The sequence below is a fragment of the Shewanella piezotolerans WP3 genome, from assembly GCF_000014885.1.
Lineage (GTDB): Bacteria > Pseudomonadota > Gammaproteobacteria > Enterobacterales > Shewanellaceae > Shewanella > Shewanella piezotolerans.
This window is the reverse complement of the sequence record NC_011566.1, coordinates 2263368-2281484: the sequence shown is the minus strand read 5'-3', so window position 1 is coordinate 2281484 and position 18117 is coordinate 2263368. Positions and strand designations below refer to the sequence as shown.

Below are 18117 nucleotides of genomic sequence, written 5' to 3'. Positions count from 1 at the left end.
AAAAGCTCAATGAGTGGTAATAATCAGCAATTGGTGACATAAAGATGCGTTTGACAATTCGGACATGGGTTAATCTTATTACGAATTCCAGTGAAATTTTTACCGCAACCGATGCATTGACATTTAATCTGTTGATGTAATGGGACCTGCAAAACATTACTACCTGTAGCTAATCCTTGGAGGGCATCATTGATGAGCTGGTGCTTTTTATCAAGAAGCTCATTCTCACGAGGATGATATAGCCAGTGTTTTGCCTCAATACTAGTTTGCAGCCACCCCATCAACTGAGATTTTGCTGTTCCTAGTTTCTCAGTCTCCGCCATTGGATGGTGGTAAAAAATCTGCGCTAGGTCTTCAATATCGAGTAATAACACCCCAGCTCTTACATCACGTAACAACGAAAGTTCAAATGGAAACTTGCGGCCTCGGTAGACCAAATAAACAACTAAAGAAGCTGTATCAAACTGATACAAAGCGTCTACTTTATGCCCGAAAAAATCGGCATCCACAGTAAGCTTGGAATCAGCAGCCCTTAAGCACTGCTCTTTAGCAATCTTTACTTCAGGCTTGATATTACCCTTCAATGACTTAGGCACAATTACCGATTTGACATATTCAGGTAATTTGAGAAACACGCCTTCTAGCAGTAATTGATGGGTCATCATCCTAAGCGACACCTCAAAGGAGAACTCGCAGTCGACAATTTTTTCTTTTGGGATATTTCTTGTGTGATGGGCAAAATGCCAATCACGCTCATCTCCGTGCCGAGCTGATAAAGGCAGCTTGCAGGAAGGGCAAATACAATTACATGCTAGGCCACGACTCACCTCCGCGACATCGCACCACTCACCTGTATCTTTATCCTGACCAAAAGGGATACCCAAAATCATGTATGTCAGTCCTTTGAATATAGTTACGAGTATTAGCCGAAGCGATAGCTAAAACATCAACCTAAACAACAATATTAATGGCACAGGCGTTTATACATCCAGCTTTGCTATAAGACAAACTAGTATCATAACTTCGATGAACTAAACACCTCTCATCAAAGGAGCTCATAAACAAGAGCACCTTGGCCTTACTAAACAAGCACTTCCATTTCAGTAATACTAAAACGGGGATTAACCGATATAATTGCTACCGAATTTTAGCAACCAAAAATCGTCTTACATCATTAAATACAATCTAAGCACCTTTAAATATATGAACTCTGTGGTACTCCATATACTTCGCTTGCTCGTCGTTCAGCTTTCCTAAGGAAATAGGTAAGTTAATATTCCAGGTTTTAAGTGCAGATTTGACATGAACATCGAAACATATAATGTTTCCATTCTCACCGAACGATATCCACCCTCGGTCAAATAGCCTATCTATGTGAGGAGCAAGCCACAGGCCATTATTACCATCCAAGCATTCCTTCGGAGTTTTACAGTCCCGCCACGGCTTAACATGGCTCGCAGTTAGAAAGCTTTTATTATCTATCCCGGTTATACGGCATTTCGTTTCGACCTTAGATAAGTTCTTTCTATACTGTCCATGCCCAATTCTTGCCTCTATCATCTGAGCCTTTTTCATCTCATCAATAGTCTTGCTTTGCTGAATCTGCGCTAATCTTTTTGTCTCTTTTTTAACAATGGCTTTCTCGATCGCACTACCGTCAGCACGGGTTTCAAACCATATTTCATAAAGCGGTGAATGATAGAAGTCGACCGCTTTAAGCCCTAGCCTTTTAGCCTCACGTGCTTTTATTTCTGCCAACTTAAAATCAACTTCCCAGCACGCAAGCTTTTTGACATCACGTGAAGATAAATTCTCAAACGCCTTAACTATTTTCAACCTGTGGTTATTACTGCAAATACGCTCAAACTTTTTAGGAAACAAAAGAAACAACAAAATATGCCTAAATTGCCTAGATTTAGTCCCTGAAATAGCCTCAACCCATTTTGAGAAGTATATGGCATCACCCAACAATGCTGATCTATCTGAAGATTTTTCCCCAAAAAAAGTTCTCATTACTTCAATAAAGTATGACAGTTCTCTCCAGCGATTAGTGTTATAACTAACACCCGTCTTTGCATACCCTGTAAGCACAGGATCTTCTATAAGTGAACCATCATTAATTGAATCTCCACTCCATTGCCATACATTCAGGACATTACTCCGCTTTGTCTCTGGCTTAACATTCAGCGATGCCAAAGACATGACCCAAAGCATCTCTGCAGCCAGTTTTACTACACGCGGAGGACACTCACTCAATTGCGCTTCGAGTTTATCGAAAAAGCTTTTATCCGGGCTCTCATCAGGGTTTTCAACAAATGCCTCATAAAGACTTTCAACATTAGATTTGGTCCATACATTTGATTCGGAGAAAACACTACCTTGCTCCACAAGACACTTTTTCTTCCAAAAAGTCGCCGCGGAAATTATCGGTTTAAACTTGTTACCCATGACACCACCCTACACAGAAACATCACAGTACCCATTTAGGACTATAATAAGCAATTTCTGCTCATTTACTCGCTAATGCATTAAATCCTATGAATCGCCAGTGACAGCGACAGTCTTGACAAGACTAACTGCACAGTTAACTTGTTAAAAAATAAAAGAGGATGTACTAAGACATCCTCTATCTTAATTATTAAAGTCTCATAGCCATGACAATCAAATATTTACGGAGTTAACCTTACTTTGAAATTTGTCTACAAATAATTTTTCAGCAAATCCCATTATAAATCCAGCAGACAATGCGGAGTAATTCTTAGTTTCTATTGACAAAGAACTAAACTCACCAAGCTGTATACTTAACAAGCCTGACTTCATCAAAATTGCCATTACTACAGAAAAAGCCATTACAAATATTATTCTAGTGTGTACTCCTTTTTGATCGCCTAATATTGGTAATATTTGGCTAAATTCCATACCTCTTGTTCTAACTGCCAATGAAAGCCAACAACCAACATTTGCACCTAACGCAACGAGTATAAGTTTAGACCCGTACTGAAGAGAGCCATCTTCAAATAAATTTACTCCAAAAAATATCAGAGTTAGAAGTAGCACTGGAAAAAATGATATTTTAATATACTTAAAAAGAAGACTTGTTCGTACTCTAGGGCCAACTTCATGAACAAGTTCTTTTTTCAAATTGTCTAAGCTATTCTTTGCTAGATTAGTTTGTTCTCTCCCTCTATTAAAAGCGAGATCAGCTATCACATAAAGTTTTTCATAATAGCTATCATAAGATGTTTTGTCTTTGTAGTGGTACGGTGAATTTGGCCACCTAGTTAGAGGTGATATCATTACCTCATAAGTAAACAGGTGACACTATGACGAAACGTACAAGAAGACTTTTTAGCGCAGAATTCAAACTTGAATCAGCTCAATTAGTGCTAGATCAAAATTACTCAATTGTTGAAGCCGCTCAAGCTATGAACGTGGGTAAATCGACCATGGATAAGTGGGTTCGGCAATTAAGAGAAGAGCGACAAGGTAAGCAACCTAAAGCATCACCTATATCACCAGAACAAATTGAAATTCGAGAGTTAAAAAAGCAACTAGCTCGCCTCCAGGAGCACAACGAAATATTAAAAAAAGCCACAGCTCTGTTGATGTCGGACTCACTGAACAATTCTTAATAATTGAGAAACTCAGGCAGAGCTACAGCATAAAAACATTATGCGAAGTGTTCAGTATTCATCGTAGTAGTTACAAGTATTGGAGAAAACGGCCAATAACCATAAACGCAGATAAAGTAAAGCTTCGAAGTCTAGTTAGCGAAGTACATACTGCAAGTAACGGCTCGGCAGGAGCTAGGACGGTTGCAGATATGGTTAGCCAGCAAGGTATCTCGTTAAGCCGTTATCGCGCCACTAAGCTGATGAAGGAGCTTGGTATAGTGAGTTGTCAGGTACCTAAGCACAGATACCGAAAAGCGACACTAGAGCACATCGAAATCCCTAATCACCTAGGTCGACAATTCGCTGTCACCGCTCCGAATGAAGTTTGGGTTGGTGATGTCACCTACGTGTGGGCAGGTAACCGCTGGATGTACTTAGCGGTTGTGATTGATCTATTTGCTCGTAAAGTCATTGGCTGGGCTATGTCGTTATCACCTGATAGCCGTTTAACGGGCAAAGCGCTTTCGATGGCCTATGAAGGTCGTGGAAAACCTAAAGGTGTTATGCTCCATAGCGATCAAGGGACTCACTATACAAGCAGAAGATATCGACAACTATTATGGCGATATCAGCTCAAGCAAAGTTTATCTCGACGTGGGAACTGTTGGGATAATAGTCCAATGGAACGCTTTTTTAGGAGCCTTAAGACAGAATGGATACCACCAATAGGGTATCGTAGCTTTGCTGAAGCTCAGCAAGAAATTACACGATACATAATTGGATATTATTGTCAGCTTCGCCCGCACCAATATAACGGCGGACTGACACCTAATGAATCAGAACGATTGTTTTGGTTAAACTCTAAGATCGTGGCCAATATTAGTTGACCACTACAATGTAATGTATAAAATGATGAAGGCGTGGAAACAACAAGTATATAGAGATAAAAAAGATAGGAAATAGCGTTACATTGTAAGATTTCCTTACTCATGAGTAGACTGCTACGCCATCTCAATGATGTTAGCAGTCTACTTACTAGCAAAGCTAACTAACCAGAAAGTCTGGTGATAACGTTTGCCAATGATTTTGCAAAGCTTCTTTATGCTCATCCAGCATAGGCAGTGCTTCAAGCATCTCTGGCCACATAGAGCGAGCCTTCTCTATGGTATCTAGGAGATGTGGTTTAATTGCAACCCATGGAACACCTACCGTATTTGACCACTTCTCAAAATGCTGCATCGTCATTTCATACCACTGCTTAGACTTTGCCATATTCAAGGCAAGGTTATCATGCTCTATGTATGGGGCAGTGAACACCACATCATAGAGCGGTGACAAGCGAGGAGAACGCTGATCTTGATAGATGATAGTCCAGTTCTTTAGATGAGCATCGCCATTACCTAGCAGTATATTAATCAGTAGCCTTCTCGCCATTTGCTGCACATCACCTAAGCGATCATTACTGGTACGGAATAGCACTTGCCCTAGTTGCTCATAGTTAACTTTTTGATATTTATCTACAGGATGCAGGCCAAAGATCTGAGCAAAGTCTTCAGTATGCACTCGTCCTTCATGGGTACGATCAAAACGCTTTATACCATAAGCATATGTTTCATCGGGGAGCCTGATATTCGGTAGGCCCTCTAATTCATCGAGTTTAATTAAACGTATATCAGGAATATTAGCACCAGCGGCTTCGGCTAACCTCATACAGGTATACTCATTGACAGACACACCTTTATGCACCGTTGAAGGCGTTTTAATAATCCACATATCTTCAGAGATTTCCTGATCAATGTGATAGCGCCCATCAACATGAGAAGATGAGAATTTCATCTGCACACCAGCAAGTGAGAATTTAGTATCTGCATGTTTAACGTTAATCTGCTGTGGTTCGGTCGCTAAACGCTGTTCTAATGCCCAATCAGGCATGTCTCCCGCCTTGATGGGCGTCGCCACCAACGCACCAGGCAAATTAGTCCCCAAATAGGCCAAAATCGAGAACTCGTTATTTACGTGGCATTGAAGTGCTTTCGCCACAATATCTCTTAAGATCCCTTCTGGTAATAAATTAGATAGTACAGGAGGTATCTTTTCACTACGGATTTGAGGCTTAGTAAAATAGTTAGGATCTTGAAGCTGCCTAAGTGTAAGCACTGGTCGCTCATGCTTGGGCATTGCAATATATTCAGGGTTAAAGCTGAGTATGTTTTTCCCACCAGCATAATGAGCAACAACACCAATATCGATACCGTGTAACTGAATGTTCAGCCCTTCAACTTGCTCTGTTTGTTTGCTCATTTCTGATCCTCAGATCCAAACCAATATCCTAAATCATCCGAATCATCTTCTAGCGACTCTATACTTTTATCGCTTGAAGCTACTTCTAAGTTCGGTTGTTCAATATTGCCTTCTTTAGGGGTAATGGTTAATTCCATGTTTAAGCCATCTAGAACACGTAACAGAGTAGACAACTTAATATCGCTACCGGCTTCGATTCGCTGATATTGCTGCTGCTTCATACCGATACGCATATACATGTCTTTTTGTTCCATCTGGAGCTGCTTGCGTCGAGATGTTAATAATTTAGAAATTTGATCAAGCGTCATCACATCCAACCTTAAACAATAGATAAGTTGTACACAAACATATAAACAACATCTTAGTTGTAAAAGACGTTACAAACAACTTATTTGGTGTATTAAGCCAGAGGTACAACTTAAGTGTTGTGTTTCTGATTTGGAGGCTCGACAGTCAGAGGTCTTAAGCTTTGACAAGGTAAGTTATGAGATAAAGCAAGTGATCCTTCACAGATAAACCAAGTGGGGAGTATATCGGTGGGTAAAATTAAAATCCGCCCCACAAACGAACTATAAAACATTGATTAAAAACAAATTAAAGAAGGCCGCTCTACAAACAGATCCAAAACGTAGAATAGGGTAAATAACTCGCTTTACTGCATTAGCGAAACTTGTGAAGCTCTATTTTTAGGGCTTCTTCTAACATTCTCTTAGGCTGTACACCTAAGCTCTACCGACAACATAGCGCAGTGGCTAACTCAGGATTAGCAATTGACTCGTGTGTTGAAAACTCATAATGTAACCGCAAATTTTTACCTAAGCCTCTCATGTCTATTCAAATTGAACCAATAAGCTTGTTTAAGTCGTTATCGGACAATATTCGACTCTCTATTCTACTGCTGCTGCAGGCAGAAGAAGAACTGTGCGTATGTGAATTTAGTGAAGCATTAGACGAAATCCAACCAAAAATTTCGCGCAACTTGGCACTGCTTAAAAAAGTTGGCCTAGTGGTTAATCGTCGTCAAGGGCAATGGATTTACTACTCTATCAACAAGCAGTTGCCGCAGTGGGCAACCCAGGTTTTGCTAGAAACTTATAGCGGTAATCGGGAGCACATTGCCGCTCCATTGGCCAAGCTCAATAAAATCGGCGCGAACAAAGATCGCCCGATGATCCTCTGTAAAGGTAGTTCCAAATAAAAAAGTGAGTTACTCCCCTGTAGGAATAACTCACTTATGCTGCTTTACGTTAGCGTTTTAGTAGAGTGTTTTTACATTAAAACTGCGTATGTAGTACACATTAGGATTAGTGTTAGCATCTAGATTTAACTGCTGCGTTTTATGCATCGCGATTAATCTAGCCGCCTCACTTTGCGGATCATCTAGGTCACCGAATACTCTAGCGTTTGACGGACAAGCTGATACACAAGCTGGGTTCAGCCCTTGATCCAACCTATGATCACAGAAAGTACACTTCTCAGTAGTGCGTCTTGAACGCGTCACTGGGTAGGTATCGCCTCGCTCAGGATTCAAGTAAGGCACAACTTTATTGTCGACTTTTTTCAGCAACATATATGGAGAAGCAGTTGCTCCTTCAAGCAATGCTTGGTCATCTTGCCATTTTCGATGCGGTTTTTGCTTGTTATAGCTAATCACCCCATATGGACAAGCACGCATACATTTACGACAACCAATACACTTGTCGTTATCTTGTAAGGTTAGGCCACGCTTATCTTTGTACATCGCTCCTGTAGGACAAACCTTGACACAGGCCGCATCGCTACAGTGGTTGCACATGGTTGGCACGTAGCTATATTTTACATCAGGGAAGCGCCCTTCTGTCACATTTAGATGGCTGGACCATTGGATCCCATCAGGGGTGTTGTTTTCTGTTTTACAGGCTAAATCACAACCACCGCAACCTACACATTTTTGTAGATCGATTACCATTCCGAGTCTCATAATCTCTTACCTCAGACTTTTGCTATTTGAATACGAATATGACCATAGAATGCTGATGCACCACTTAATCTGTCATACCTGTCGGCAATAATGTCGTTATTGTTGCCACCCCTTGCTTCTACACCAAACTGGCTACTAGCAGTCCTGCCATATGCCCAGTGCCCTTGACCAAAGCATTTAGCTACAGTACCTGGACGAACACCTTCCCAAAGCACAGCAGTACAGGTGATTTCTCCTACTGGACTACTAATGGCAATCTTGTCACCGGTTTTTATGCCCAATTTGGCGGCATCAACGGGATTAATCTTGGCGCTATCTTCCTGGACGAGATCACCTGGATCAACATCCTTAAACTCATAGAACCAAGGCGTATTGGCACTACGACCCTCCTTACTCAAGCGAGACTTATGATCCACCAATAGCATCGGATACTTGTCTTTATCACCAAAGCGATATGGCTCCTCGTAATGAGGTACAAAGGCCAGTTTTCCGCGTGCTTGGTAATCACAGACTTCCATTACCTCATCGATACTGACATGGTGATTCTTGGCGTGCTTAGTCAGGGCTTTTTCTAGCGTTTTACTATAGAACTCAAACTGGTGAGTTTCAGTTTTGAACTTGCCCCAGCGTGACTCTAATTGATAGCGGTGACTATTCCAGACGCCTTCTTCGGTAAACTGTTGCCACGAATTCATTGGCTCGCCATATTTATTAGAGGTATCTAACCATAGTGGTGAGGTCACATAGCGCACTAGCAGCTCGCCAAGCTCAGTTTCATTTTTTGCAGCTTGCTTGGTCTCAGGATCGAGTAGCTGTTCATTGATATAGCGCCATGGTTTATCAAAACCTTTCTCAGCCAGCTTTTTAGCCAATAAATAAGGCACTTCTGATTCGTCATCCTTAGTATCCCAAAGACGGTTAATCGATGGTTGTTGTACTGACACTTGATGCACGCCGTTGCCTATTGAGTCGAGCACGCCCCACTTTTCGAACATGTGATGATTAGCAGGTAATACAATGTCAGCAAACCAAGTGAACTCCGAAATATTAGTGGTCACATGTGCCATAAACTCAACTTGGCTTAAGGCATCATTCCAGCGTTGACCTTCCGGTGAAGAGAAGTTGAAGTTATTAAAATACGCCAGTATCACCTTAATATCGTAAGGGTCTGCACTGAGCATGCCATTAGGCGTGTTCGCCGTAACGACACCTCCACCAGGTTTACCTTTTTTAAGTGCAGGGAAAGCCAACGTACCACGCTGATCGATCTTAGGGTATTTAACCCCTTTCTTAGCAATCGCGTCTAAATATGGCTTTGAATCTGGAAATTTTTTATTGAGTTTAATTTTGTTGCCTGGGAATACGCCGCCTTTGCTGTCAATGCCACCAAACAGACCATTAAGTGCATGGCAGGCTAAGGAAGTATATGTGCCTCGGGTATGCATCACCGCTCCGCGAGATGTCCAAACTTGAACAGCAGGTGCTGCTTGACCCATGTCTTTGGCTATTTTTACTATCGTTGCAGCGGGAACCTGACTAATAGATTCTGCCCACTCTGGGGTGCAATCTTTAAGGGTCAAGTTCCACCAATCAACTAGGCCATAGGTATGCTTATCAGCAAATGCGTCGCTAGCAACATCTTGACCTGCAATAAACTGATTCTTACCCGTTTTGAAATCACCAACAAACGGTTTGTGCCAAATGCCTTCAACCAACGCCACGTGTGCAATGGCTAGTGCTAACACACTATCTTGGGCGGGCTCGATTGGGATCCATTTATGCGCTTTACTTGCCGATACCGACAAACGCGGATCAACCACCACCACTTTGGCGTGATCTAACGCATCTCCCCAAGTCTTAGAGTAATAGGAAACTTGGCGGTTACTGGCAATAGGATCTGCACCAAAAGACAGTACAAACTTGGTATTTTCAAGATCATACTGATTGTATCCCCAATTGCCGTCTTGATAATAAGGCCCCATTTTATGGGCTTCAGCACAAATAGAACTATGAGAGATGTTATTAGGAGAGCCAATCATCTGAGTCATATGCTTGTACATAAACTCGTTGATATGAGAGTAACGGCCACGGATCAAAGCGTACTTATGTGCTTCATCAGCTGCACGTAATGCTAAGATTTTGTCAGCAAGCAAATCTAAAGCTTCATCCCAAGAGATAGGCTTAAACATAGGATCATGTTCTCTGCCTTTCTTAGGGTTGGTGCGGATTAAAGGAGTACGGACCCTATCGGGATCATACACTTGCTGTAGACTTAAATGCTGTCTTGGGCAACTCGCTTCGCCGTGAACTTTTGAGTTAACGTTACCGCGCAGCTTTATCGCTCTGCCATCCATGACATAAACTTGCTTAGCACACCAAGAAGTACAACCTTGGCAAGTCGTGCCGACCCATTTACCAGTCCCAGTCAGCGCGTCTTTAGCTGGTAGCTCACTTTCAATGCCTTTTATTACTGGTTCCATTGAACTGCTGCAACCGACACTCGAAAGTGCCGCAGCGGCAGCACTGGTTTTTAGTAGAGTTCGCCTGCCTGTATCAATTTTATCGCTCATCTCAACACCTCTAAACACACCTGTTGCCATCGTTGCGTTATATTCATACAAACGAATACATACGCTATTTTATATATACAGTAATTTATATATAAAATTAGGTATATTTAACAGCATTATCGAGGGGCATATATCACAGATTTAAAACTTAACATTTGCTCAATTTTTTATCAGAATCAAATAGATTAAAGTGATTTATCTCTAGGAAACTGCTAGGAGTGTTTGCGGTTACTGAATTTTCGAGCTTAATTTTTCGAATGCGATGGTTATGGGGCAAGGCTTAAACAATGCTGTTTAGCTCGCTAAATGGAAAGCAAATTGCGCAGCAATAAAAACATCAAACCAACACAAGGCTAGCGGTCTATTTTACAGCGATGTAGGTTCTAAGTGGAGAATGACTAAACTGGCATAGCCTCAAAGTTATAAAAATAGCCAATAAGCTACAGCAAAAACTATCACTCCTGTGTATCCAACCAAGCCCCTACAGCTTGTATAGGTCGGTCTTTTTGCTCTATCCAAGCAACCCAAGCGTAGCGCGTTGCATGCCAGTCTTTCAGTGTGACAGGTTCGATATCAGCAGCGAAGTGATTAGCATTATTGGCTTGCTCAATAAAGACCTGATGCTTGAGCACGGTAAAGTCATGTTGCAGTATTTTATTACGATTTTCACCACGACTAATTTTAGTCTCTAATCCAGCGCCAACCAATGCTAAATGTAACTCTAATGGTGATGTATTGCCTGTTTGGTTATCAAAGTTAGCGCGTAACTGTAAGCCTTGTATCCCAACGGATAACTCACCTACATCAGCTTGTGGCTTGCTAAGTACATCACCGAGTTTACGCTCAAACCAACCACGCCACTCCTGACCATTGATCACAAACTGCGGTGTATAGACTTGCCCAATGTGCTTAGCGTTTAAATGAGCATATTGCCGCTGACTAAAAGCACGTTCACCATAGGGATCTTTCCAGCCGATATAATCCCAGTAGGTCACATGAAAGGCTAGTGGGAAGTATTTGTCCCACAGCGCGGTCTGTTTACTAAAGGCCGATAACCAAGTCTCGGCCGGTGGACAACTGCTGCAACCTTGTGAGGTATAAAGTTCAATAAAGTAGGGCTTATTGACTCCACTTTGCTTGTTAAAGTCGGTGATGGTTTGCGCCCCGACGTTGACTGAAAGCAGCAACAAACAGAGCACCGTAAAGCGCATATTCTTAACTAACATAAACTGATACCTAGTGGGCTTTATAAAATAGACCCTACTAAGCCAAAAAATCATTCACCAACCAAGGAGGCACTATGCAGCAATATCAAGCTATCAATTGCCATTGTCATGACTATCTAGAACTTGCTTGTATGCGAGGTTATTGTTTGCTTTTAGAACTCAAGCAGCGCACTAATCTAACCGCTACAGCCATTACGCTTGAGACCCATAGCGACAAAACTGAATGGCTTATTGTCGATTATAACGGGACAAGGGAAGCGATTCGTTTAGATCAGATATTAGCAATAACACCAACCGACACGAGCGCTAGCTTTCAGCGTATCAACATTGCTCTTTAGCTGTAATCAAGCGCTCTTTTGGATAGGTTTTATGATAAATCCCCAGCATCAATAGCGCACAGAGCAGTACAGCTAACCAACTCCACAAAGTTGATATACCTAGATTAATTAACTGGAAACCGACAAGGGCACTTAAAGCTGCAATCATTGCAAACGGAAGTTGAGTGACAACGTGAGCGTGGGGCTGACAACCGGAGCTAGTCGCACTTATGACGCTGGTATCGGATATTGGTGAACAATGATCACCAAATACTGAACCCGCCATGACCGCACTCAATACGGGTAACATCAAAGCCTGATCCACAGTCACAGCGATTTCAGCACCGATAGGGATCATAATCGCAAAGGTGCCCCAGCTTGAGCCTGTAGTAAATGCCATGATTGCACAGAGCAAAAAGGTACCAGCAACCACGACATTGCTCGAAATGAACTGCTCTGCCCAACTTGCCAGTAGCTTAGCTACACCTAAGTCACCAATCACAGCGCCTATCATCCAGGTAAATAGTAAAATGGCGATTGCAAAACTAATCACTTTAACCCCAGCCAGCATATCTACAGCCAGTAATGCTAATGTTCTTCCCGACAATTTGAGCATCAGCAAGGCTATGCTGGTCGCTAAAATACACGCGTCACGCATAGCAGCGCCAATATCAGCAGAAGTGATCCAATCAGTGATATCCATTGTTGGTGAATTCGTCGCACCTGACCATAAAGTAAGGCCCACAGAAGCCAACAGTAAGCTCACCATTGGTACACCTAATAGCCATGGGCTACCAGCGTCCACTTCATCTATTGCTTGATCTTCTGCTGCGGTATAACCAAAACCAATACCGAACCATGCAATGAGCAACGACAACACGATAACGATAATGGCGTAAAAATTGAGCTTTGCTATTTCGATAAAGGATTCAAGTGGCGACATTGGTAATAGGGAAATTCCGGCCAGAATAGCCATCACATATGGGCCCCAGCTAGAAAAAGGCAATAGCGCGCATAAGGGCGATGCATTTGAATCGACTAGATAAGCAATTTGCTCTTTACTCATGTTATAGCGCTGACTCAAAGGCTGACAAACATGGCCAACCGCGAGGCAGCTAAAAATACCGTCAATAAACACCACCCAACCCAGTAGTACGACCCCAATCCGTGCCTGACGACCACTTTTAATGCGGTGATACAGCCAGTCAGCAAAGGACTTAACCGCACCGCCTCTCGCTAATAGTTGGGTCATCATGCCCAGTAGTACCATCGCAGCCAGTACATTAAGGTGCCACGCTTGCCATTGACCGTCAGCATAGAGTTGCATCCAGGCTTTTGATGACAAATATACAAGCGTATTAACGGGGTTAAATTCGCTAAGAATAAGCGCACCCGAAACAATACCGACACCCAAGGCAACCAATGTACGCCTTAAAATTAACGCTAACACTAAGGTTAATAGCAATGGAGTGAGCATTAAGATATTGGCCAACATGGCTGCATTTCCTATAGAAATAAAGAGAAGAATACTAACGACTTAGTAACAAGTACAAAAAAAAGCCAATCTTACGACTTTTATTATAAGATTTTGGTCCATTTAGCATAATTAACTATTCACTAAGACCCCGTCGCTGCTAGAATCGGAGCTATCATCATGCTACCAAAGGGACTCTCCATGAGCCTTGAACTATTGTCAAAATTGGAAACAAAAATCCAAGCTGCACTTGAAACCATCGAGCTACTAAAAATGGAGCTTGAAGAAGAGAAACAAACAAGCACAAGTTTGACAGAACAAAACCAACAGTTACAGCAAGAATTGAATTCTTGGAATGAAAAAGTAACAGGTTTAGTTGGCTTACTTAACGAAGAGGTTAGCTAATCTTCTACAGGTTAGTTGGCGTAATAGTTATTTTTGCAGTTGTGTCGCTACGCTTATTTACATAGCGACACCTGCGAAAATGATTACTGTGATTTATTGAGCAGAGGTGTGTCGTTGTGCTTCAATCCCTTGCCTTACACAAAATCATGTGAAGCTTTAACTAATTAATAATGCAGCCACTAATACTATGCGGTTTGCATTTCACTATTTTGCGACTCAATTAACTCATTGAGCTCCAATATAGCTTGCTTAACTTTAGGTAAGCTCTTCCTTGGCAATAAAAATCTTCCTTTATCAAATTCAATTCGACCTAGGTCTTTTACCCAGATCACCCCAGTTAAAAATATGCGCGCATGTTTTACAATTAGCTTAGGTGCATAGACAGGAAAAACTCTCACAAGACCTCCCCACAACTTTTGATTGTTGTTATATGTTTTAGTTGGACAGGTGTTTTACCACGAGAGTTTCATCAGATCGAAAATAAAATTGTAAATATTTGAATCAATTTTATACAAACTGTAAATTCTTTTTGCCAATCAGTCACCTAAATAGAAACAATAAAAAATTGCCACTTGCCAATTTTTTGACACCCTGTTACCGTTTAATAGTTACTCAGGGTAACGTTGAGCTATATAGCTCCGTAGCCGTGCTTCTTGCGACCAGGAAGCGCGGTTTTTTTATGCCTCTCTTTTAGCTAATGACCTCCCTTTGAATAGCAGCTACAAAAAAGGAGCCGTTAGGCTCCTTTATGATTACGCGACTACACTTACTTCATTGTAGTGAGATAGTAAGCAATATCGAGTAGTTCGTCGTAAGACTTGATAGCCCCTGTTTCTACACGGTACTTACCGTTTACCACAAGCGCTGGAACGCCTGAGATCTTAGCATTTTGGGTTGCACGCTTCATTTGAGACATTTGTGCATTAACCATGAAAGAGTTAGCTGCTGCATCAAACGCTTTACCGTCTACGCCGTTCGCCACAAATATCGCTTTGACATCATCACGGTTAGTAAAATGCTGTTTTTTATCATGAATTGCAGAGAAGATTGCAGTTTCCATTTTCTCATCAATTTTTAGTTGATGCGCAACAGCAAAGGCACGAGACATCTCTACCCCCATATTGCCGTTAATAAAATCAACGTGGTTTTGCTTAAAAGTCACACCTTCAGGCAAACCTGCTTTAATTTTTGGTACTTCTGACTTGGCAAAGTTGTAGCAATGTGGGCAGTAGAAAGAGAAAAACTCGGTAATTTCTGGCTTGGCTGTTGCCGGGCCTTGATTAACCACCGTGTAGTGAACACCCTCTTTATAATCTGCAGCCATTGCTGCCATAGGCGCAACGATAAATGCTAATGCGACCAGTAATGCTTTTTTCATGTAAATTCCTTGGTGATGCTTCACGCACCTTTAATAATTTTTAAGATAACATAATGCCCTTTCGAGTCGACCTCAAGCGCATAAGTTCATTTTTCTGTTACAAAATGAGAGTTATCACAGAATTTCTCTCACGCTTTCATCGATAAAACGCCAAGCTAGTATTGCGGAATTAAACTCAGTGGTGGCTCATCGAGAGCAGCCAACTGTTCCTTAAAGGCCAATATTTGCTGCTCCCAATATTTATCTTCAGCAAACCAGGGGAAATTCATAGGGAATGCAGGGTCTGCCCAACGACGACTCAGCCATGCGTTGTAATGCAGCATTCGCATCGCCCGCAGAGGTTCAATCAGTTGTAGCTCTCGGGTATCAAACTCACAAAATTCCTCATAAGCCTCTAGCAGCACCTCTAACTGTAAAATCTGCTGTGGTCTATCCCCAGCGAGCATCATCCAAATATCTTGCACTGCTGGTCCCATTTTGGCGTCGTCTAAATCCACAAAACCAGGGCCTTGCGGCGTCCATAATATATTGCTTGGATGCAGGTCACCGTGTAGTCGAATATTTTTGTAGTGCTTGGGCTGCCACATTGCGCTAGCCTTTTCGAGGATCTGCTCGACTACAGTGAAATAGGGCAAGGCTAATCCAGAGGGAATATGCCCAGACTCTTTTAGCCACTTTAACGACTCATCGCCCAATAACTGCGGCGAGAGGGTATCACGAGAGACAAAATCAGCCTGCTTAGAAAATTGATGGATACGCCCGATAAAACGCCCAACGGACTCTAACTGGTCCAGATTATCCACCTCAAAAGCACGGCCGCCAATAGAGGGAAAGAGTGCAAACCGAAACCCTTGAAATTCATGTAATGAACGGCCATCAATGATGACGGGAGTCGCAATAGGTACTTCTTGCTCGGTCAATGCAGCGGAGAAGTCATGCTCCTCTTGGATCTGTTGATCTGTCCAGCGCTCCGGGCGATAAAACTTCACGACATAGCGTTGTCCTCTATCACAACGAAACTGATAGACGCGGTTTTCGTAACTATTTAGCGCCAGTAAGCCAGTCTCAGGATAGATCCCTAATGTTTCAATGGCGGTCAAAATCAGATCGGGAGTCAAAGCTTGGTAGTGAAATGCCGAATCTTCATCTACTGCTGTAGTAATAATCTTACTAGGCTCTTCTCTATTCATTTCTATACTCTAGCTTTAAGTGATAACGGCTAATTAGGTGTTTCAACTGAATGATATTAACGGGTGCTACGCCACTAAATATGGCTTCATCAACTCCGCTAAGTAAACCAATACATCAAATTCATCTTCCCTATCGGTAGATAGCCAACAGATATCACCATAAAATTCATAATGCAGCTGCAAGTGTGACCCTTCAAACTCCAATAGCCATTGATGCCTGTCTGCCCCCCACTGTTTCTCAACGACTCGACAGTCAATGGCTGTTGCAAGTGGTTCAGCAAATTGATCAAACAGCTCAAAATCAATATCGGCTTGCACCGATAGACTTAAGGTTTCACGATCTAACTTAATAGCATTTAGCTTCATCTATCTACTCTGTAACTATTTTAATTAAAACTGCCTATCAGTTAACGGCCGGACACGACTTGATTTTTACACACCAAGTTCTTTCCGTCGGCAACGCACAGGTGACCACATATATAGTCTGCATTTTTGTCATCATTCAGGCGTAGCAAGCCTTTACCTTTAGCGTGGCATTGCTCGATTGAGGCGTAGTATCCACTGATGAACTCCCCCGATTGCTCAATGCTTGGTTTCGCTGCAGCATCAGGATAATAAAGCAGCGTCCACTCAGGAGAATCGGTACATGCCGTCAAACTCAGAGATAAAAATGTCGTAAAACAAACTAGCCGCAATTTCATGCTAAAGGTCCTATAAATAAAAGAGGCGAACAAATGTTCGCCTCCTAGTAAGCAACTAATGCTTATTCTACACCGCTTCGTTAGCGATTGATGAATTTTGCAGGTTATTTATTTGCTTTAGCCTTAGCCTTTTCAATACGAGTGATGCGGCCTTCAAAGCCTGTTACTGTACCGTCGCTAACACCATGCTTAATCGCAGTATTACAGATTGCGATAGCAGCATCGAATTCGCCATTGTCATTTAGTAGCGTCGACATATGCATCAAACCAATACCTTTTACTTCAGTTTTGGCCTCAGCTAAGTAGTGAGTAAATAGGGTAACGTACTGCTCTGAAAGACTAGCACCATACTCAACATATTCGCTTTGTTTGCGTTGTTTATAACATTCAGCAACCGCAGCAGACAGTGCAGTGTATTCAGTAGCTGAATCAGTAGCCTCTGCAGTATCGGCAATAGCCTGAGTTAACTTAGCATTAGCCCAAGTAAAATCTGTCGCTTTTGGCTCTGGCTCTGGCTCTGGCTCTGGCTCTGGCTCTGGCTCTGGCTCTGGCTCTGGCTCTGGCTCTGGCTCTGGCTCTGGCTCTGGCTCTGGCTCTGGCTCTGGCTCTGGCTCTGGCTCTGGCTCTGGCTCTGGCTCTGGCTCTGGCTCTGGCTCTGGCTCTGGCTCTGGCATGATTTCAAGCGCTTCCCCTTCAATATCAAGTTTTTTATCAAAGCTGACACCTTCATCTGCAACCGTTGACACGTCAGTATCTTCTGCGGGGGTAATATCTTTGACTTCAGTCTCAGCAGCCTTATTGGCAGCCTCACTTTGCTGAGTTTTTTGTTCTTGTTCTTCATTTGCTAATCGCTGAGTACGCTTATAGAGATAAACGCCAATTAGGATAAGCAAAAAAATGGCAATGTATTTCATTGTATTCCACCAGTTGTTTGGCCAGAGACTCAATCTGTGAGTCTTTTTATGCATTTCAAATCGCACG

Annotated in this window: 19 protein-coding genes; 4 read left to right on the top strand and 15 right to left on the bottom strand. The window is 42.3% G+C overall.

From position 1 onward, the window contains the following. Nucleotides 1-23: 23 nt before the first annotated feature. The 3 genes from SWP_RS23025 to SWP_RS09775 form a co-directional block, all read right to left on the bottom strand. Nucleotides 24-890, bottom strand: a complete 867-nt coding sequence (locus SWP_RS23025; protein ID WP_020912303.1) for a competence protein CoiA family protein — start codon at nucleotides 888-890, stop codon at nucleotides 24-26. A gap of 295 nt (nucleotides 891-1185) precedes the next feature. Further along, nucleotides 1186-2448 (bottom strand): HNH endonuclease, encoded by a 1263-nt coding sequence (locus SWP_RS09780; RefSeq protein ID WP_020912302.1) that lies wholly within the window; start codon nucleotides 2446-2448, stop codon nucleotides 1186-1188. 213 nt (nucleotides 2449-2661) lie between these two features. Beyond that, on the bottom strand, nucleotides 2662-3210 hold the full coding sequence (locus SWP_RS09775; protein WP_187148572.1) for a hypothetical protein: 549 nt from the start codon (nucleotides 3208-3210) through the stop codon (nucleotides 2662-2664). A 113-nt stretch (nucleotides 3211-3323) separates the two neighbouring features. Here SWP_RS09775 and SWP_RS09765 point away from each other — a divergent pair. Then, a protein-coding gene (locus tag SWP_RS09765) for an IS3-like element ISSpi4 family transposase (RefSeq protein ID WP_143711184.1) occupies nucleotides 3324-4501 on the top strand; the annotation gives its coding sequence in 2 pieces (ribosomal slippage) (nucleotides 3324-3582 and nucleotides 3582-4501; 1179 coding nt in all). Nucleotides 4502-4658: 157 nt separating this feature from the next. Here SWP_RS09765 and SWP_RS09760 read toward each other — a convergent pair. Both SWP_RS09760 and SWP_RS09755 read right to left on the bottom strand, forming a co-directional pair. Continuing rightward, nucleotides 4659-5915 carry a type II toxin-antitoxin system HipA family toxin gene (locus SWP_RS09760; protein WP_020912298.1) on the bottom strand — a complete coding sequence of 419 codons (1257 nt, stop codon included), beginning with the start codon at nucleotides 5913-5915 and terminating at the stop codon, nucleotides 4659-4661. Further along, on the bottom strand, nucleotides 5912-6223 hold the full coding sequence (locus tag SWP_RS09755) for a helix-turn-helix domain-containing protein (protein ID WP_079891930.1): 312 nt from the start codon (nucleotides 6221-6223) through the stop codon (nucleotides 5912-5914). The genes SWP_RS09760 and SWP_RS09755 overlap by 4 nt, the downstream gene beginning before the upstream one ends. 518 nt (nucleotides 6224-6741) lie before the next feature. Between SWP_RS09755 and SWP_RS09750 the strand changes: the two genes are divergently transcribed. Continuing rightward, complete coding sequence (locus SWP_RS09750; RefSeq protein WP_020912296.1) at nucleotides 6742-7113, top strand: metalloregulator ArsR/SmtB family transcription factor; 372 nt, start codon at nucleotides 6742-6744, stop codon at nucleotides 7111-7113. Nucleotides 7114-7170: 57 nt separating this feature from the next. On the opposite strand, the gene arrB is transcribed toward SWP_RS09750, so the two are convergent. The 3 genes from arrB to SWP_RS09735 form a co-directional block, all read right to left on the bottom strand. Further along, entirely contained in the window at nucleotides 7171-7875 is a 705-nt protein-coding gene (gene arrB / locus SWP_RS09745) for an arsenate respiratory reductase iron-sulfur subunit ArrB (protein WP_079891929.1), read from the bottom strand. A gap of 11 nt (nucleotides 7876-7886) precedes the next feature. Beyond that, nucleotides 7887-10445, bottom strand: coding sequence for an arsenate respiratory reductase molybdopterin-containing subunit ArrA (gene arrA, locus SWP_RS09740; protein WP_020912294.1), 2559 nt, complete (start codon nucleotides 10443-10445; stop codon nucleotides 7887-7889). A 455-nt stretch (nucleotides 10446-10900) separates the two neighbouring features. Next, nucleotides 10901-11671, bottom strand: coding sequence for a DUF1223 domain-containing protein (locus SWP_RS09735; protein ID WP_228371129.1), 771 nt, complete (start codon nucleotides 11669-11671; stop codon nucleotides 10901-10903). A gap of 74 nt (nucleotides 11672-11745) precedes the next feature. Between SWP_RS09735 and SWP_RS09730 the strand changes: the two genes are divergently transcribed. Further along, a complete protein-coding gene (locus SWP_RS09730; RefSeq protein ID WP_020912292.1) occupies nucleotides 11746-12009 on the top strand; it encodes a Rho-binding antiterminator in 264 nt (87 codons plus the stop codon). Here SWP_RS09730 and SWP_RS09725 read toward each other — a convergent pair. Beyond that, nucleotides 11993-13483 (bottom strand): Na+/H+ antiporter NhaC family protein, encoded by a 1491-nt coding sequence (locus SWP_RS09725; protein ID WP_020912291.1) that lies wholly within the window; start codon nucleotides 13481-13483, stop codon nucleotides 11993-11995. The genes SWP_RS09730 and SWP_RS09725 overlap by 17 nt on opposite strands. Before the next feature lie 180 nt (nucleotides 13484-13663). Here SWP_RS09725 and zapB point away from each other — a divergent pair, with 180 nt between their 5' ends. Next, entirely contained in the window at nucleotides 13664-13867 is a 204-nt protein-coding gene (zapB, locus tag SWP_RS09720) for a cell division protein ZapB (RefSeq protein ID WP_044555820.1), read from the top strand. Nucleotides 13868-14052: 185 nt separating this feature from the next. Here the strand turns inward: zapB and SWP_RS09715 are convergent, their stop codons facing one another. From SWP_RS09715 to SWP_RS09690, 6 genes are all read right to left on the bottom strand, one after another. Then, complete coding sequence (locus SWP_RS09715; protein WP_020912289.1) at nucleotides 14053-14265, bottom strand: DUF1107 domain-containing protein; 213 nt, start codon at nucleotides 14263-14265, stop codon at nucleotides 14053-14055. A 368-nt stretch (nucleotides 14266-14633) separates the two neighbouring features. Further along, on the bottom strand, nucleotides 14634-15245 hold the full coding sequence (locus tag SWP_RS09710) for a thiol:disulfide interchange protein DsbA/DsbL (protein ID WP_020912288.1): 612 nt from the start codon (nucleotides 15243-15245) through the stop codon (nucleotides 14634-14636). A 155-nt stretch (nucleotides 15246-15400) separates the two neighbouring features. Next, nucleotides 15401-16435: a serine/threonine protein kinase gene (locus SWP_RS09705; protein WP_020912287.1), complete on the bottom strand. Its 1035-nt coding sequence runs from the start codon at nucleotides 16433-16435 to the stop codon at nucleotides 15401-15403. A 66-nt stretch (nucleotides 16436-16501) separates the two neighbouring features. Then, entirely contained in the window at nucleotides 16502-16801 is a 300-nt protein-coding gene (locus SWP_RS09700; protein WP_020912286.1) for a DUF3630 family protein, read from the bottom strand. Between the two features lie 41 nt (nucleotides 16802-16842). After that, nucleotides 16843-17136, bottom strand: coding sequence for a hypothetical protein (locus tag SWP_RS09695; RefSeq protein WP_044555819.1), 294 nt, complete (start codon nucleotides 17134-17136; stop codon nucleotides 16843-16845). 104 nt (nucleotides 17137-17240) lie between these two features. Further along, entirely contained in the window at nucleotides 17241-18050 is an 810-nt protein-coding gene (locus tag SWP_RS09690; RefSeq protein WP_044555818.1) for a hypothetical protein, read from the bottom strand. Between the last annotated feature and the right edge of the window lie 67 nt (nucleotides 18051-18117).

Bases quoted from the DNA above. Each gene is read 5' to 3' on its own strand.
- SWP_RS23025 (WP_020912303.1), bottom strand. From the start codon at position 890: ATGATTTTGGGTATCCCTTTTGGTCAGGATAAAGATACAGGTGAGTGG.
- SWP_RS09780 (WP_020912302.1), bottom strand. From the start codon at position 2,448: ATGGGTAACAAGTTTAAACCGATAATTTCCGCGGCGACTTTTTGGAAG.
- SWP_RS09760 (WP_020912298.1), bottom strand. From the start codon at position 5,915: ATGAGCAAACAAACAGAGCAAGTTGAAGGGCTGAACATTCAGTTACAC.
- SWP_RS09755 (WP_079891930.1), bottom strand. From the start codon at position 6,223: ATGACGCTTGATCAAATTTCTAAATTATTAACATCTCGACGCAAGCAG.
- SWP_RS09750 (WP_020912296.1), top strand. From the start codon at position 6,742: ATGTCTATTCAAATTGAACCAATAAGCTTGTTTAAGTCGTTATCGGAC.
- arrB (WP_079891929.1), bottom strand. From the start codon at position 7,875: ATGAGACTCGGAATGGTAATCGATCTACAAAAATGTGTAGGTTGCGGT.
- arrA (WP_020912294.1), bottom strand. From the start codon at position 10,445: ATGAGCGATAAAATTGATACAGGCAGGCGAACTCTACTAAAAACCAGT.
- SWP_RS09735 (WP_228371129.1), bottom strand. From the start codon at position 11,671: ATGTTAGTTAAGAATATGCGCTTTACGGTGCTCTGTTTGTTGCTGCTT.
- SWP_RS09730 (WP_020912292.1), top strand. From the start codon at position 11,746: ATGCAGCAATATCAAGCTATCAATTGCCATTGTCATGACTATCTAGAA.
- SWP_RS09725 (WP_020912291.1), bottom strand. From the start codon at position 13,483: ATGTTGGCCAATATCTTAATGCTCACTCCATTGCTATTAACCTTAGTG.
- zapB (WP_044555820.1), top strand. From the start codon at position 13,664: ATGAGCCTTGAACTATTGTCAAAATTGGAAACAAAAATCCAAGCTGCA.
- SWP_RS09710 (WP_020912288.1), bottom strand. From the start codon at position 15,245: ATGAAAAAAGCATTACTGGTCGCATTAGCATTTATCGTTGCGCCTATG.
- SWP_RS09705 (WP_020912287.1), bottom strand. From the start codon at position 16,435: ATGAATAGAGAAGAGCCTAGTAAGATTATTACTACAGCAGTAGATGAA.
- SWP_RS09700 (WP_020912286.1), bottom strand. From the start codon at position 16,801: ATGAAGCTAAATGCTATTAAGTTAGATCGTGAAACCTTAAGTCTATCG.
- SWP_RS09695 (WP_044555819.1), bottom strand. From the start codon at position 17,136: ATGAAATTGCGGCTAGTTTGTTTTACGACATTTTTATCTCTGAGTTTG.
- SWP_RS09690 (WP_044555818.1), bottom strand. From the start codon at position 18,050: ATGAAATACATTGCCATTTTTTTGCTTATCCTAATTGGCGTTTATCTC.